The following is a 15,323-nucleotide window of genomic DNA, read 5'->3' as shown; positions in this document are numbered from 1 at the left end:
GATGCATTGGAGGACCGGTCGATGAGTTTGAAGGTAGCTGTTGTCGGTGCCGGACGGATGGGGGCCGATCACGTCCGGCGACTGCACGAGGTCACGGAGCGCGCGAGCGTCGCCGTCGTCGTGGACATCGATCTGGATCGTGCCGCTGCGGTCGCGGAGCCGGTCGGTGCGGTGGCGGTGGCGTCGCTCGAGGCCGCACTGGAGGTCGACGGGGTGAACGCGGTGCTGATTGCCACCCCGGGATTCCTGCACGAGGCGGCGCTGTACCGGGCGTTGGAGCGGGATCTGCCGATCCTCTGCGAAAAGCCGATGACGCCGGATGCGGCCTCGGCCTGGAAAGTGGTCCAAGCCGAGGCGGCGCTGGGCCGGCAACGGATCCAGGTGGGATTCATGCGCCAGTTCGATGCCGGCTACCAGGCGTTGAAAGCCGAGATCGAAGGCGGTGCCGCGGGCGGCCTGCTGATCTTGCATTGCGTGCATCGGAATCCGGACACCCTCGCCGGTTTCACCGAGGCGATGCTGATCAATGATTCCGTGGTGCACGAATTCGATGCGATCCGCTTTCTGACCGGCGAAGAAATCAGTTCGGTGCAAGTGCGCAAGGGCAAACGGTCCAGCCTGGCTCCGGAGGGGATCAAGGATCCGCAGCAGGTGCTGATCGAAACCGAATCCGGGATCTTGGCCGACGTGGAAATCTTCGTCAACGCCCGGTACGGCTATGAAGTGGCAACGCAGGCGGTCTTCGAAAACGGTGTGCAGAACATCGGATCCGGCGAAGTCACGCCGAGTTTCATCGAGCGGTTCGAAGCCGCCTATGATGCGGAAGTGCAATCCTGGGTCGATGCCGCATTGCAGGGCCGGATCGGCGGGCCGAATGCCTGGGACGGATACGCCACCGCGGCCTGTTGCGAAGCGGGAGTCGCGGCTCAGCGCACCGGGGAGCGAACCGCCGTCGTCCTCGAGACCAAGCCGGAACTGTACCGCTGACCGGTCCAGCGATCCCGAACCCGCTCGGCTCCGAACCCGCTCCAAAACCCGATCCCGATCCAGAATCCGCTCCCGATCCCGCGCGAGTGGGGCTGAGTCGGAGGGTTCAGCCGCCGTCGATCAGCGGGACCGGCGGGGCTTGCGGCGCAGCCGGCTGGCTGCTGCCAGTGCCCCGCCGCCGAGCAGCAGCAGGCCGGCCAGGCCGAGGAACGGTTCAGCACCGGTTCCGGTGTTGGCCAGCCGTTCCGCCGGAGCCGGTGCCCCAGTGCCCGGCAAGCCGGTTCCCGGAGTCGGGTCGACCGGGGTGCCTGGATCTTCAGCGGTCACGGTGACCGTCAGCGAAGCGTTGCTGAAGCCGCCTATTTCGTTGAATACCTGGTAGAGCACCGCGGGGGCAGTGCCGGTGAAGCCCTTGGCCGGTGTGAACAGGACTTTGCCATCGACCACCTGATAGCTCCCTTGCGGGGTGACCAAGACGTCGATCGGGTACTCGTCGGCGTCCAGTACTTCAAGGGTGGAGGGAACCAGCGGGCTTTCACCGGGAGCTCCGTCATTGGCAAGTACGTCGACGGTCACCGGTGTCTCGAGCCGGGTGGTGGCGAAGTCGTTTTTCAGGGTCGGGCGGGCGGGGAGAACGCTCTGGCCAATACGCCCCGAAAAAGTGACTGCGGCATCGTGGGTCTTCGCTCGGGTGAACGACATGACGCTGTAGCCCGGTGCGCTGTACGTCCAGGATTCCCCGTTAGCCGCGAAAGTCACCGGAACGGCTCCCGGTGCGGGCGCAATGACTTCGCCATTGAACCCCCGCAAGGGATTGCTTTGGCTCACGTCAGTCAGAATGTTCTCAAGACTGACCGTTTGGTCGGTCACCGTGAGGTACTGGTCCGGGGCGTTCGCGATCCGGTTCGCCATGGGGCCTAGCGAGGATACGTCGGAAATCGCGTTGCCGGTGAGCAGCAAGCGCTGCAGCAACGGCAAACCGGCCACCGGTGCCACATCGCTGATCTTGTTCTGGTGCAACCACAGGGTGTCGAGCTGGGTCAACTGGGCCAGTGGGGCCAAGTTCGTGATCTGGTTGCTGGCCAAGGAAAGGAACTTCAGATTGCTCAGCACACTGATCGGTGTCACGTCACTGATCTGGTTGCCGCTCACTTGGAGCTGAGTCAAGGTCTTCAGGCTGGCCAGCGGGGTCAGATCGGAGATCCGATTGCTGTTCATGAAGAGGTCGTTGAGCTTGCCCAGCCCGCTCAACGGGGCTGTGTCGGAGATGTTGTTGACGCCTACTTCAAACCACTCGAGGTTGCTCAGCGCACTGATTCCTTCGAGGCTGGAGATCCCGCGCTGGAAGCAGGACATCGAGGTGATGCTTTGGGCTTGGGCGTCGGTGATTGGGTCGTTTGGCTGCTGTCCCAGTCGCTCGTTGATGCAGGACTTCAGATTTGCATCCGGAATCGCGATTTCAGCGGCTTGCGCCGGTGCTGCGGCGGCCAAGCTGGCTGCAGCCAAGGCCAGTGTCCCGACGATGGTGCTGATGATCCGTATTCGCCTCATGCTGTGACGACCCTTTCAAGAGTTGATTGCAGTTTGAGGCAATGATTATTGTCCCCCCAGCGAAGATTCTAGCAAAAGTTGTACGGGTGTACAAAAAGTTACGGGCGATTTGCCGCTCGCCCGCAGTCGGACTCAGCGTCCGGAGAGTGCGCCCAGGAAAAGGAACTCCAGACTCCGCTGGAAGGCTTCCCGGTTCCAAGGGGTGTGGTTTCCGGGTTGGATTCCGCGGATGCTGAATCCGTCGATGATGGCGATGATCGCGGGGCCCAAGACCTCGCTTTCCGGCACCTCCATGCTGTTCAGGCCTGCAGTCACGGCCCGCGGAAGTTGTGCTATCGCGTCCGTCGCGGCGGAATAGAGCTCGGGGTGCCGGGCAGCCATGAGCAGAGTTTCGTAGAGCGGGAGCAGCGAGGGCTTGTCGCGGGCAAAGATTTCATCGGTGAAGAGGCGCGCCAAAAGTTTCAGATCGCGGCTCTCGCCCATGCCGGACAAGATGTTTCCGGTGATCTTCGAGACTAAGAGAGTGAAATAATGGGCGAAAGCAGCTTGTACCAATTCGACCAAGGTGGGGAAGTAGTAGGAAACTCCGGAGACCGGGATCCCGGCTTTGCCGGCCACTGCGCGATAGGTGATGGCCGAAGGCCCCCCGGTGTAGAGCACCTCGAGTGCCGCATTCAAAATGAGCTGCTGTTTCGCCCACGCCCGGCTTTGCACCATCTTCTTCCCCACAATGATGAAGCCTAATCGAAGATCGGGGACCGCTAGCCGCCGAACGGCAAGCGTGGATCGATCTGCTGGGCATCCCAGGTGGCGCGCACCCAGCCGTGGTGCGGATCGTCGCTGATCAGCCACTGGCGCACCGGCCCGGGGCCGGCCATCACGTTCAAGTAGTACAAGTCGTAGCCCGGTGCGGCCATCGCGGGGCCGTGCCAACCGTAGGGCACCAGGACCGCATCGCCGCTGCGGACCTCGGCGGTGACCTCGATCGGCCGCTCGTCGGAGGCGTACACCCGCTGGTAGCCGACCGCGTCGGCCTGCTCCGGGGCGCCCGCAGTCGGCCGGGTTTCGAAGTAGTAGATCTCTTCCAGGGCGCTCTCGTGCTCGCCTTCGAGGTCGTGCTTGTGCGGCGGGTAGGAGGACCAATTCCCCGCCGGGGTGAGCACTTCGCAGACGATGAAGCGATCCGCATCCAGCACCGCCGGGGTGCCGAAATTGTGCACCTGCCGTGAGCAGTTCCCGGCTCCGCGCAGTTCCACCGGGATCTCCTCGGCGCCGATCCGGCGTGCCGGGAACGACGCCGACGCCGGCGCGCTGGCGATGGCGACCCGGCCGCCGCCGTCGGAACCGACGGTGAGCGTGGTCCAGATCCCGGCGTAGACCACATCGCTGCGACCAAGGAACACCGATTCGCGCCCGGCCAGCTCGAACTGTTCCAGGCCCTCGTCGCCGGCCAGCCGGACGCTGAACGAGCCGCTGAGCGGGATGACCAGGCGTTCCTCGGCAGCACCGGGGATCTGCACCGCGTCCCCGGCTTCGAGCGTGCAGATTTTCAGTCCGGTGTGCTGCCAGCCGGCGGCCGGAAGCTTCGAGTCGAAGGCGCCAAGGGAAAGCTCCCATTCGCGGTGCGCCGCGGTGCCGCGGGGGTATATCCAGTCAGCCATGTTTTACCTTTGCACCAGGGTGAGTTCGAAACTGTAGGAGTCGGCCCGGTACACGTGGTGGCCGGTCTCGATCGCCCGGCCGGTGTCGTCGACCGCAGTGCGTTCCATGGTGACCAGAGCGGAACCCACCTCGGTGTCCAGCTGCGCCGCCTGGTATTCGTTGGCCACGGCTGCGCCGATCCGCTGATGGGCCAAGGAGAAATTCACTCCCGCGGCGCGCAATACCGCGTACAGGCCCTGAGCCTTCAATATCGCCGGGTCCAGCGCGGTGAGGTCGTCCCGAACCCAGTTCTCCATCAACGCGAGCGGTTTCCGGCCGACTTTGCGCAGCCGGCTGAAATGGTAGGCCTGTGCGCCGGGCAGCAATCCGAGCTGCTGCGACACCGCTTCCGGGGCTTCCAGATGCGCGAAGTCGATGACCTGGGTGGCCGGCTTGCTGCCGTTGCGGAGCAAATCGTCGTACAGGCTGGAAAGTTCCAACGGTCGGCGCACCTGTCGGGACACCACTTGCGTACCCACGCCGCGTTTGCGGACCAGCAATCCGGCCCGGACCAGTTCGTCCATCGCTTTGCGCATGGTCGGGCGGGACAGTTTGAGCTGGGCTGCGAGTTCGATCTCGTTGTCCAACTTGCTGCCAGCGACCAGGGCGCCGGATTCCACGGCGGCTTCGATGCCCTGGACCACCTGGTGGTAGAGCGGGATCGGCGACGACCGGTCGATCGGGATGTTCAGCGGCACGGGACCTCCTTGGCGGGTTCTTCCCGAGCCTAGCAAGAAGCAGTCCTATTGTCAGGACAAGATGACAAATGGTCGCAGCGTAATCGGAGAACCGAATCAATAGCTTTGAGCCTGTGGAAGGCGGAGCCCGTCCGGGGAGGAGCGGGTGCCGGCAGCGGGGAGGTCGGCTGCGCTCTGGCTGGGATCACGCCCAATGCGCCGAACCAGGCCTGGACTTGGGCCGGCCGGGTGATTGGCGGGAAATTCGCGGCTCCCGTGCTGGCGATGCCGGGGATCCGGCCGGATCCCCGCGGCTGCCGGTCGCGGCGTTGCCGGAGCCGCAGGAGGCTGTGGGGAATGGCCGCGCCGGGCAGTAGAATATTTAGTTGACCGAAGCATGTTTATTAAGATATGGTTGCCTTAAGCAAGCAAGTATTTGGAGGGTCGCGTGTCGGTCGAACCGGAAACCGCGGAGCGCCTGGTCAACCGGATCGTGGATTTCCAGCGGGCCGTGCGTTGCGTCTCGGCAGCCCATGTGACACCTGCGGACCAAGGGATTGCGCTGATCGGGGTACTGCGGATGATCAGTGAAGCCGGCGAAGCCCGCGGATCGGATCTGGCCGAACAACTCGGCGTCGGCGCCTCGGTGCTGAGTCGGCAAGTTTCCGACCTGCACGCGGTCGGCCTGGTGGAGCGGCGTCCTGATCCGGACGACGGACGGGCGCAATTGATCACGCTTTCGGGCCGCGGCCGGGAGGAACTCGGCGTCGCCCAGGCGCGCCGGGCCGCGGTGATCGCCGAGGCGCTCGCCGGCTGGGCGGAAGACGAAGCGGCCCAGGCCGCTTCGTTGCTGGAAAAACTTGCTTCGACTTTTGACCATTCAATCCGCGCGAAGGCTGCTCGAAAGGCCGCCCGCGGGATCCCCATGCACACAGATTAGGAGCCGTCACGTGGCGAACCATTCAGCGGAGGCCGCGCCGGCGTCCGTCGGGATTCTTCCGAAAGCGGGCCAGGCGGCGCCGGCCGACTCGGCGCAGATGACGCACCGCCAGATCATGGAAGCATTGACCGGTTTGCTGGCCGCGTTCTTCACGGCGATTTTGAGCAGCACGATCGTGGCCAATGCTTTGCCCACCATCATGTCCGATTTGAAGGGCACGCAGACCGATTTCGCCTGGGTGGTCACTGCGGCGCTTCTGGCCAACGCGGCCACCACCCCGATTTGGGGCAAGCTGGCCGACTTGTTCAACAAGAAGCTCCTGGTGCAGCTGAGCATCGTGATCTTCGTCGTCGGATCCGTGCTGGCCGGACTGAGCCAGAGCATCCCGATGCTGCTCGCCGCCCGGGTGGTCCAAGGCGTGGCCCTGGGCGGATTGACCGCACTGGCCCAGGCGATCATCGGCACCATGATCGCGCCCCGGGAGCGTGGCCGGTACTCGGGCTACATGGGCGCCGTGATGGCGGTGGGCACGGCAGGCGGGCCGCTGCTGGGCGGGTTCATCGTGGACAGCACGCTCGGTTGGCGCTGGACCTTCTACATCTGCGTGCCGCTTGCCGTGATCGCCTTGGTCCTGTTGCAGAAGACGCTCAAGCTGGTGCACGTGCGTCGGGCGGCGAAGATCGACTGGGCCGGTTCGATCCTGCTGACCGCTGGCGTCTCGCTGATCCTGATCTGGATCTCCTTCGCCGGCAAGGCCGGATACTACGACTGGTGGTCGTGGCAGAGCGCCTTGATGGCCGGTGGGGGAGTGCTGCTCCTGGTCGTGATGCTCTTCGTCGAGTCCAAGGTCAGCCAGCCGATCATCCCGCTCAAGATCGTCACCCAGCGCACCACCGCATTGGCCATCGCGGCCTCGGTCGCCGTCGGTGTTGCGATGTTCGGTTCGTCCACGTTCCTGGGCCAGTACTTCCAGATTTCCCGCGGTGCGACGCCCACTGAGGCAGGCTTGCTCATGCTCCCGTTGATCGGCGGGAACCTGATCGGCTCGGTGGTTTCCGGCCAGTTGATCAGCCGCTTCGGCAAATGGAAGCGGTTCCTGGTCAGCGGGGGCGTGCTGCTGATCGGCGGACTGGGCCTGGCCGGGACCATCGACCACACCACGGATCTGACCTTGGTTGGGATCTTCATCTTCATTGTCGGCCTGGGCCTGGGGCTGATGCTGCAGAATCTGGTCCTGGCGGTGCAGAACACGGTGCGGGCCGAAGACATCGGTTCGGCGAGTTCTTCGGTGGCGTTCTTCCGGTCCTTCGGCGGCGCCGTCGGGGTCTCGGTGCTCGGTGCGGTTCTGGCCAACCGGGTCAGCAGTTTGTCCAGCGACGGACTGAGCAAGCTCGGGGTCCCCGCCTCGGCGCAGCAATCCGGCGGCAATCTCGATCTGGTGGACCTGCCGGCCCCGATCCGCGAGGTCATCCGAGCCGCCTACGGCGATGCCACGTCGCTGATTTTCACGATCTCGGCGATCATCGCGGTGGCCGCGTTGATTTCCGTGCTGTTCATCAAAGAGCGCGCCCTGCGCCGGACCGTGGAACTACAGGACGATCCGCAGCTCCCGAACCAGCAGGACGACATCGACCGCGAGTTCGCCGAGGTGCTCAACTCAGGGGTGAATGCTGCACCGGCCCAGCTGCCCGGCCGTTCCGGGGAAGCCGGAGTTGCGCGTCCGCTGCCGGCCCCGGGATTGCTGACCGCCACGACGGCGGAGCGCACTCCGGCTGAGCTGATGGCGCAGACGCAGCGGCTGCTGGCCGAACAGCAGCTCCAACTGAGCAGTGCGATGGCCGAGGTCCAGATGATCGCCGGCGAACAGCAGCGCTTGGCGGCAGCCCAATCCCAGGCGGCGCACGAGCTCCGCGAACTCCAGGAACGGTTGCAGCAGGAACGCCGGATCCAGGAAGCGGCGGCGCATTATCTGGCCAGCCGCGCAGCACCGGGCGGGCCAGCAGATTGAACCGGTAAGCTTCGGCCATGGCTGATCCGTATTTCATCTCGCGCACCCGATTCGTCCCGGCGCCGCCGGAACAGATTTTCGAACTGCTGGCGACCCCGGCGATGCACCCGCTGATCGACGGCTCGGATACCGTGACCGGGGTCCAGCCCAACGGGCCGGAGCGGCTCAGCGCGGGCGCGAAGTTCGGCATGGACATGAAAATCGGCGCACCCTACAAAATCATGAACTACGTGGTCGAGTTCGAAGAGGGGCGACGCTTGGGCTGGCGGCATTTCTACGGCCACGTCTGGCGTTACATCCTGGAACCGGCCGACGGCGGCACCCTGGTGACCGAAGAATGGGATGCCCACCGGATGCGGGGCCGGCTGGGCTTGCGGATCACCGGGTTCACCCGGCGCAACCCGGCGAACATCGAACGCACCCTGGAGAACCTGGCAGCGCACTTCAGCCCGGCCGACTGAATCCAGCCGGGCCGCACCGCGGCTATCCGGTCACCGTGCCGAACAGCAGCCCCAGGAGGTACGTCGCGACCGCCGCGCTGTACCCGATCAGCAGCTGGCGCAACCCACGGGCCAGCGGCGGTGCACCGGAGAGCAGGCCGACGACGGCGCCGGTGGCCAACAATGCCAGGCCGACCAAGACCGCCGAGACGATGATCGCGGTGAAGCCGCTCAACCCGAAGATGTACGGCAGAACCGGGATGATCGCTCCGGAGGCGAAGAAACAGAAGCTCGACGACGCGGCACCGAACGCGGTGCCGATGGTTTCGTGGGCGGGCGCTTCCGACTCGTCGTCGGGCTGCAGTGAGAAACTCGGATTGCAATCGCAATCGAAGGTGCCCATCCGTTCGGCCGCACGGTGCTCGGCTTCGGCCTGGCTCATCCCGCGGGCCCGGTAGACCAAGACCAGTTCATTGGCGTTGATGTCCAGTGCCTTGGCCGCAGTCAGCGTGATCCGGGTCGGCCGTGAAGCGTCGAGCAGCTCGCGTTGCGAGCGGACCGAGACGTATTCGCCGGCTCCCATGGAGAGCGCACCGGCCAGCAGCCCGGCAATGCCGGACAGCAGCACCAGATGGGTTTCGACCCCGGCTCCGGCCATGCCCATCACGAGGGAGAGATTGCTGACCAGGCCGTCATTGGCGCCGAAGACGGCGGCCCGGAAAGTGCCGGACAGGCGATTGCGGCCACGGGTCGCCAGACCGCGGACCACTTCTTCGTGGATGGCCTCGTCGGCGGCCATGGTCGCGGTCGCGTCCAAGTCCTTCGAGTACGGCGAATGCGATTCGGAACGTTGCGCCAGGGCGAGCACGAAGACCGAGCCGAGGTGCCGGGCCAGGAACCCCAGCATCCGGCTGTTCAGCGATGCCTTGCGGGTTTTTCCGGCGTGCTCGCCGAGAAGCCGGAGCCAATGCGCTTCATGGCGTTTTTCCGCTTCGGCGAGGGCCAGCAGGATGTCCCGTTCTTCGCCTTCGCGTTTGGTGGCCAGCGCCCGGTAGACCGCGGCTTCGGCCCGCTCGTCGGCCAGGTAGGTCTGCCAGCGGCGGATTTGGGCCGGAGTGGGTTCCGGCTCGGCTGCTGGTCCGGGGCTGGGTTGGGCTGGGTGTGCAGACACGTTCTCTCCTCGGGTCAGCCCTCACTTTAGCCGTTATCGGCCGGGAGAATCGGCTGGGATTCCTCAGCCGCAAGCTTCGGCGTGCCTCAACCTCGGTTGGACCTGCTGCCGGGGCTTCCAGATAGCGACCTGACATTTGGCTAGCGCTTTGTCGCGCAGCAGGCTATCCGAAGTGCGAGCGGCTATCCGAAACCGTGCTCAGCTCGGGGGCTTCGCCGCAGAGCGGGAAAACCCGTTCTTCGCCCGCCCGGCACCCGGTCCTAGCGACCGTGACCGTGAGCGTCGATTGCTCCGGATGCCAGCGGCTCGGCTGCACCGGATTGGCCAGCGCGCTGAGCAGCGCCGCCGGTTCGGCGACCCAGAAACTGCGCCATTCGCCGTCGTGCAGGAACGCGACGGTGCCGAGATTGACCTCGACGGCGGGGAGGACGACGCGGAAACCAGACACCGGCGTGCCTTTCGGAGGTGCTCTTACCCGCCGGGTTTGTCTCGCGGCCCGCCGGGTCGCTTCGTCATCCGAGCCACCCTTGAACATGGGGTTGGCGTGCGGCCAGTCGGAGCTTTGCCTGCCGGGCAGGACGACCGCATCTCATGAAGCACTTTCACCTTAGACCCGCGCCGCGCTGCAGCGCGCAATATTACGCCGGGTTTTTCCCGGTCGTCGCGGCGACGGCTTCCGGTTTGGCGACCGCGCCCTCCAAGCGCAGATTCCAGGCCCGGATCACCGGTTCCGGGGTGCGTGGCGTGGCCAAAGAGACCACGATGTAGACCAGCAGCGAAGCGCCCAGGCCGAAGTAGATCGGCTCATTTGCGTAGATGCCGTCCTCGCTGGGGATCGCACCGGTGGCGAAGAGCACCAGCAGCACGATGGTCACCACGGCTCCCACCGCCATCGAGGCGGCGGCAGCCACTCCGGTGCCGCGCTTCCAGGCCAGGCCGCCGATGATCGCCACGAGCAGCCCGCCGACCAGGATGTCGTAGGCGATGGTCAAGGCGGAGACCACGTCCTTGACCAGAACTGCGATCACGATCGCGAGCACGCCCAGGCCCAGCACCCAGAACCGGTTCGCCCGGACGTCGTGCTCGGGATTGGCTGAATCTTCGGTAGTGACCCGCTTGCCGAACCAGCTGGCCACGAAGGGCAGCACATCGGCCCGGGCCACGGTGGCGGCCGCGATGAGTGCACCGGAGGCGGTGGACATCATGGCGGCCACGGCGGCGGCAAGGACCAGCCCGCCCAGCCCGATCGGCAACAAGTTGGAGGCAACCTCGGCGTAGACCGCGTCCTTGCCGCCGGCTGCGATGTCGATGTCCGGCAGGGCCACCCGGGCGGCCATGCCGATCAGCGCGCCGGCCACGCCGTACAGGATGCAGTAGATGCCCGCGGTGGTGCCGCCCCAGCGGGCGACGGCGGGCGATTTCGCGGTGAACACACGCTGCCAGATGTCCTGGCCGATCAGCAGGCCGAGCGTGTAGACCACGAAATAGGTGATGATGGTCTGCACGCCGATGCCGTCGAGTTGGAAGAAGCTCTCCTTGACCCGGTCCCGGATCGAATCGAAGCCGCCCTGCTGGTTGGCCGCGGACAGGGCGAAGGGCAGCATCAGGCCGAAAACGCCGAGCGTCTTGATCACGAATTGCGCCATGTCGGCGAGGGTGATCGACCACATGCCGCCGATGGTCGAATAGACCAGCACGATCGCGCCGCCGACCGCGATCGCGGCCCAGCGCTCCCAACCGAAGAGCACCACGAAGACCGTGGCGTAGGCGCTGGTCGAGGTGGCGCAGAGCATCAGGGTGTAGGCCAGCATCACGATCGAGGAGGTTTGGGTGGCCTTGTGCCCGTAGCGCAGGCTCAGCATTTGGGAGACCGTGTAGATCTTCAGTTTCTGGATGGTTCCGGCGAATGCCAGGCTGAGCAGCAGCACGCCGACGCCGATCGCGACCACCAGCCAGAGGCCGGAGATGCCCTTGCTGTAACCCAGGCCCACGCCGCCCACGGTGGATGCGCCGCCGAGCACGACGGCGGCCATGGTCCCGGTGTAGAGCAGCGGACCCAGGCGGCGGCCAGCGACCAGGAAGTCGGCGTTGTTCTTGGTGCGGCTTTTACCCCAGAAGCCGAACAACAGCATGCCCAGCAAGTACGCGACCACAATGGCGATGTTGACGATGTTCTGCGCGTCCATGCGGGCCCCTAGCGAAGTGATCAAGCAGCAATGAAATTGCCTGATAGAAAACTAATGTTGCTTGGTAGGCTATTGTGTGATCCGGCTTACAGTCAAACGTTACGCGCGCCGTAGGATGCTTCGAGTGTAGTGGACGCAGACTGGACGGTACCAAAGACAACGGAGGGACGACGCGATGAAGGCATTGCCAGTGGAGCCGAACGCGGGCCCGGTGCAGATCGGCTCACGGATCCGGGCCGCCCGCCAAGCGCAGCGTTTCACGATTGAACAGGTCGCTGAGGCGAGCGGCCTGACCAAAGGCTTCCTGAGCCGGGTCGAACGGGATCTGACCTCGCCGTCGGTTGCTTCGTTGCTGGTCCTGTGCCAGGTGCTGTCGATCTCGATCGGCGATTTGTTCACCGTGCCCAGCACGCATCTGGTCCGGGCCGGTGAAGCGCCCAAGGTCTCGCTCGGCGGCGTCGGCATCGTGGAGCGGCTGCTGACCGAACGTTCCGAGCGCCGGTTGCAGGTGCTGCACGCCGAAATCGAGCCGTATGGCAAAGGCGAGGACGAGCTGTACACGGTCGACTGCGAGGTCGACGTGCTGCACATCATCGAAGGCGAGCTGACCCTGCGGTTCAGCAACGACAGCTACGATCTGCGCAGCGGCGACACGCTCTCCTTCCCGGGCCACGAGCCGCATTCCTGGACCAACCACTCGGCCAAGCCGGTTCGGGTGCTCTGGATCCTGGCCCCGGCAGCCTCGCGCTGAACCCGACGCCCCGGCTTGACCGGCCGCAACCGGCCGGCTCAGCCGAGCGCGGTGAGGGTCACCTCGGTCGCCTTGACGATCGCCTCCGCATTCCCATCGGTGTCCGGAGCGGCGTTGACGCCCCGGCTTAAGATCGCCAGCGTGACCGGCGGTTTGCCCTTCCGGAAGATGACGCCGACGTCGTTCATGGCGCCATAGCCGCCGGAGCCGGTCTTGTCCGCCAACTCGGCGTCCTTCGGGATCGCGGCACGCATCTTCTGTGCGGACGTGGTGTTGCGCAGCATCCAGGAACGCAGCATGGCTTGGCCGGTGAGATCGAGCCCGTTGCCCAAGAGCAGCGAGTTGTAGATTCCAGCGAGGTCTTTGGCGGTCGAAGTATCCCGGTCATCGCCTGGTTTGGCCTCGCTCATCTCCGGTTCGATGCGGTCCAAACGGGTGTTCGGGGCGCCCTTTGCCGCGGCGAAGGCGGTGACGGCTGAGGTTCCGCCGAGCTGCTCGATCAACAGGTTCGCCGTGGTGTTGTCGCTGTACCGTGCGGTGGCGTCGCACAGCTGGGTGATGGTCATGCTGCGGCCGGCGAACTTTTTCGCAATCGGCGCATAGTCGAGCAGTTTCGCCGGATCGACTGGCACCTCGGTCTCCCAATAGCCTTCGGAGTGCGCGTACTTGTCGATCAGTGCGGCGACCAGGATCGTTTTGAACGTCGAGCACATGGCGAACGGTTCTTCGGCGCGGTAGCCGAGCGTGCTCCCGCCTTTGGCGAATGCGCATACGCTCAAGGCGACGCCGAGGTCTTGTTCCAACTCGGCCAGCTTGCCGGACCAGATGCCGGGGCTGATCGACGCCGAGGCGCCGGTAGCCAGTGGCTGCGGGCTGCATCCGGAGAGTGCGGCAGTGCCGAGCAGGCCCAGCCCGGCGAGCAGGCCGCTGCGCCGGCTGAACAGCCGGGCGGGCATGGTGGAATCGGTGACTATGCGGTTCGGTGTGTCCATGGCTCCAGCCTGCGGGACCCGATTTCATGTTTTCAAAGAACAAATCAGTCAGATTGATGTCGAATGTGCATATATTGGCTAGTCTCGGACCGTGGATCTGTTGTCCGGCTGCCGGTGCTTCGTCGAGGTCAACGACCGTGGTTCATTTACTGCTGCGGCCGAAGCGCTGGGCCTCGTCCAACCGGTGGTCAGCCGCCGGATCGCCGCTTTGGAGCGCAGCCTGGGCGGCGCCCTGTTCCACCGCTCCACCCGGAATCTCAGTTTGACTCCGCTGGGTTCGGCGATGTTGGGCAAAGCCCGGCAGCTTTGCGAACTGGCCGATGAACTGTCCCTGCAGGCAGCCGAACAGCGCTCCCGCCCGGTCCGGCTCTGCGTTCCCGAGCACTGCGAACTCGCGGATCTGAGTTCGGTCGTCGCGACCGCGCATCGACTCGGCTTCCAGATCAGGATCTGCCGTTGCGACGTCTATCGCGGGACGCATGCCTTCCGGAGCCTGGAGGTGGATCTGCTGGTGGAAGCCGGGCCAGCAGGGGAAGCGCAATGGGCTGCTCGGCTCGGCGTGGCCGGCCAGCCGGACGCGGGGACCGGGCGGTTTTTCTTGGACTCGCTGCGCACCTTCCCGGCGGCCGACCGCTCGGCTGCGCTCTGGGTGCAGCCCATCGACGATGTGCCGGCGATCCGGGACCCGCTGCGCCGGGCCGGGGACCGCGCAGCCTTGACCCGGCGGCAGCTGCGGATTGCCACGCACTTCACCGAGTGGATCGCTCCGGTCAGCTTTGCCGGTTCTTTGCTGCTGTGCACCGAGGAGGAAGCCGAGCGGCACGGCCTGTTCTGGCGGCCGCTCGGCGATCTGGAGCTGCATCGGTTTCTGCGGGTCACCGCCCGGGAACCGGTGTTGGAACTCACCGGGGCCGCTGAATTCAGCCGGACCATGGGCCTGGCCTTGGGCATGTCGGCTGCGACCGCCGGGCTGGCGGTTGCCCGATGAGCACGGAACAATTGCAGAGGAGCGGCACCGCCGCGGTGCTGCGGGCCAAGGAGCATTTGCGCACTGCCGGCTTGGCCGCCGGGGTGCTGGTCCGGGATTTGGCCACCGGGGCCGAACTGGGCATCGATACCGAACGCAAGTTCCCTTTGGCTTCGGTGGTGAAACTCCCGCTCGCGCTCGCCGTGCTGTATGACATCGAACACGGGCGGCTGGACCCGGCGGAGTTGGTGCAGTGTGATCCGCGGTGCCGGCTGGACGGCCCGACCGGGCTGTCGCGGTTCCGCGGACCGGCCTGGATCACGCTGCCGGACCTGGCCTTCCTCGCGGTCACCACCAGCGATAACACCGCCGCGGAACTTCTCTTCGAGCGCTGCCCGCCGGCGCGGATCAATCAGGTGCTCCTGAACTACGGCGTTGCCGACGTGGTGGTCCGGCATACGCTCACCGAACTCCAGCGCACGGTCGCCGACGTGCTCGACGCCGAACAGCCCGGGCTGGCACTCGAGCTGGCGATCAACAGCGGCACCAACGGGCAAGGGCACGTGATCAAGCAACTGGACGTGCATCAGGCCAATGCCGGTTCGGCCAGGTCGCTGGCGAACCTCCTGCAGCGGATCCGGGCGGATTCCGGGGCGGTGGGCCGGCAGCTGATGGAACTGTTGGAAGACAATGCGCTGCGGCGCCGCCTGGCGCCGCATTTCGAATCCGATGCCACGCTCTGGAGTTCGAAGACCGGGACCTTCCTGAACCTGCGGCATGAAGTCGGGATCGCGACTCCGGAAGGCCACCCCGGCTTCATCGTCGTGGTGCTCAGCGAGTCGTCGGTGCCGGCCTATGTGCAGCCGCTCGCCGAGCAGGCACTCGGACTGGCAGCCCGGGAACTCTACGATCATTTGCGGGCGCACGGCTGAGGTTTGCCAATGCCAGGATC

The 15,323-nt window shown here is 65.5% G+C and carries 15 protein-coding genes and 1 riboswitch; of the genes, 7 read left to right on the top strand and 8 right to left on the bottom strand.

Going from position 1 to position 15,323, the window contains the following annotated elements; genetic code table 11:
- Positions 1-21 precede the first annotated feature (21 nt).
- Complete coding sequence (locus JOE69_RS07250; protein ID WP_309797357.1) at positions 22-987, top strand: Gfo/Idh/MocA family protein; 966 nt, start codon at positions 22-24, stop codon at positions 985-987.
- Between the two features lie 120 nt (positions 988-1,107).
- Here the strand turns inward: JOE69_RS07250 and JOE69_RS07245 are convergent, their stop codons facing one another.
- The 4 genes from JOE69_RS07245 to JOE69_RS07230 form a co-directional block, all read right to left on the bottom strand.
- Entirely contained in the window at positions 1,108-2,538 is a 1,431-nt protein-coding gene (locus tag JOE69_RS07245) for a leucine-rich repeat domain-containing protein (protein WP_309797355.1), read from the bottom strand.
- Positions 2,539-2,670: 132 nt separating this feature from the next.
- Positions 2,671-3,267: a TetR/AcrR family transcriptional regulator gene (locus JOE69_RS07240; RefSeq protein ID WP_309797353.1), complete on the bottom strand. Its 597-nt coding sequence runs from the start codon at positions 3,265-3,267 to the stop codon at positions 2,671-2,673.
- Between the two features lie 32 nt (positions 3,268-3,299).
- Positions 3,300-4,199 carry a 5-deoxy-glucuronate isomerase gene (iolB, locus tag JOE69_RS07235; protein ID WP_309797351.1) on the bottom strand — a complete coding sequence of 300 codons (900 nt, stop codon included), beginning with the start codon at positions 4,197-4,199 and terminating at the stop codon, positions 3,300-3,302.
- A 3-nt stretch (positions 4,200-4,202) separates the two neighbouring features.
- Positions 4,203-4,937, bottom strand: a complete 735-nt coding sequence (locus tag JOE69_RS07230; protein WP_309797349.1) for a GntR family transcriptional regulator — start codon at positions 4,935-4,937, stop codon at positions 4,203-4,205.
- Between the two features lie 427 nt (positions 4,938-5,364).
- Between JOE69_RS07230 and JOE69_RS07225 the strand changes: the two genes are divergently transcribed.
- From JOE69_RS07225 to JOE69_RS07215, 3 genes are all read left to right on the top strand, one after another.
- Entirely contained in the window at positions 5,365-5,856 is a 492-nt protein-coding gene (locus tag JOE69_RS07225; RefSeq protein ID WP_309797347.1) for a MarR family winged helix-turn-helix transcriptional regulator, read from the top strand.
- 97 nt (positions 5,857-5,953) lie between these two features.
- Positions 5,954-7,864 (top strand): MDR family MFS transporter, encoded by a 1,911-nt coding sequence (locus tag JOE69_RS07220; RefSeq protein WP_309801203.1) that lies wholly within the window; start codon positions 5,954-5,956, stop codon positions 7,862-7,864.
- Positions 7,865-7,881: 17 nt separating this feature from the next.
- The gene (locus tag JOE69_RS07215) at positions 7,882-8,325 is read left to right on the top strand and encodes an SRPBCC family protein (protein WP_309797344.1); all 444 of its coding nucleotides are present in this window, start codon (positions 7,882-7,884) and stop codon (positions 8,323-8,325) included.
- A 22-nt stretch (positions 8,326-8,347) separates the two neighbouring features.
- Here the strand turns inward: JOE69_RS07215 and JOE69_RS07210 are convergent, their stop codons facing one another.
- From JOE69_RS07210 to JOE69_RS07200, 3 genes are all read right to left on the bottom strand, one after another.
- On the bottom strand, positions 8,348-9,475 hold the full coding sequence (locus JOE69_RS07210) for a VIT1/CCC1 transporter family protein (RefSeq protein WP_309797342.1): 1,128 nt from the start codon (positions 9,473-9,475) through the stop codon (positions 8,348-8,350).
- Positions 9,476-9,638: 163 nt separating this feature from the next.
- Entirely contained in the window at positions 9,639-9,923 is a 285-nt protein-coding gene (locus JOE69_RS07205; protein ID WP_309797340.1) for a hypothetical protein, read from the bottom strand.
- A 14-nt stretch (positions 9,924-9,937) separates the two neighbouring features.
- Positions 9,938-10,072: riboswitch (SAM riboswitch) on the bottom strand.
- Positions 10,073-10,113: 41 nt separating this feature from the next.
- On the bottom strand, positions 10,114-11,661 hold the full coding sequence (locus JOE69_RS07200) for a sodium:solute symporter family protein (protein ID WP_309797338.1): 1,548 nt from the start codon (positions 11,659-11,661) through the stop codon (positions 10,114-10,116).
- 175 nt (positions 11,662-11,836) lie between these two features.
- Between JOE69_RS07200 and JOE69_RS07195 the strand changes: the two genes are divergently transcribed.
- Entirely contained in the window at positions 11,837-12,412 is a 576-nt protein-coding gene (locus JOE69_RS07195; protein ID WP_296364465.1) for a cupin domain-containing protein, read from the top strand.
- Between the two features lie 38 nt (positions 12,413-12,450).
- Here the strand turns inward: JOE69_RS07195 and bla are convergent, their stop codons facing one another.
- Positions 12,451-13,404, bottom strand: coding sequence for a class A beta-lactamase (bla, locus tag JOE69_RS07190; RefSeq protein ID WP_309797336.1), 954 nt, complete (start codon positions 13,402-13,404; stop codon positions 12,451-12,453).
- Between the two features lie 91 nt (positions 13,405-13,495).
- Here bla and JOE69_RS07185 point away from each other — a divergent pair, with 91 nt between their 5' ends.
- Positions 13,496-14,392, top strand: a complete 897-nt coding sequence (locus JOE69_RS07185; protein WP_309797335.1) for a LysR family transcriptional regulator — start codon at positions 13,496-13,498, stop codon at positions 14,390-14,392.
- Positions 14,389-15,303 carry a serine hydrolase gene (locus JOE69_RS07180; RefSeq protein WP_309797333.1) on the top strand — a complete coding sequence of 305 codons (915 nt, stop codon included), beginning with the start codon at positions 14,389-14,391 and terminating at the stop codon, positions 15,301-15,303. Before JOE69_RS07185 ends, JOE69_RS07180 begins: the two co-directional genes overlap by 4 nt.
- Positions 15,304-15,323: the final 20 nt, after the last annotated feature.

It is taken from the genome of Arthrobacter russicus (assembly GCF_031454135.1).
GTDB lineage: Bacteria > Actinomycetota > Actinomycetes > Actinomycetales > Micrococcaceae > Renibacterium > Renibacterium russicum.
Note: the sequence above shows the minus strand (reverse complement) of the source record. Positions and strands in the feature narration are given on the sequence as shown.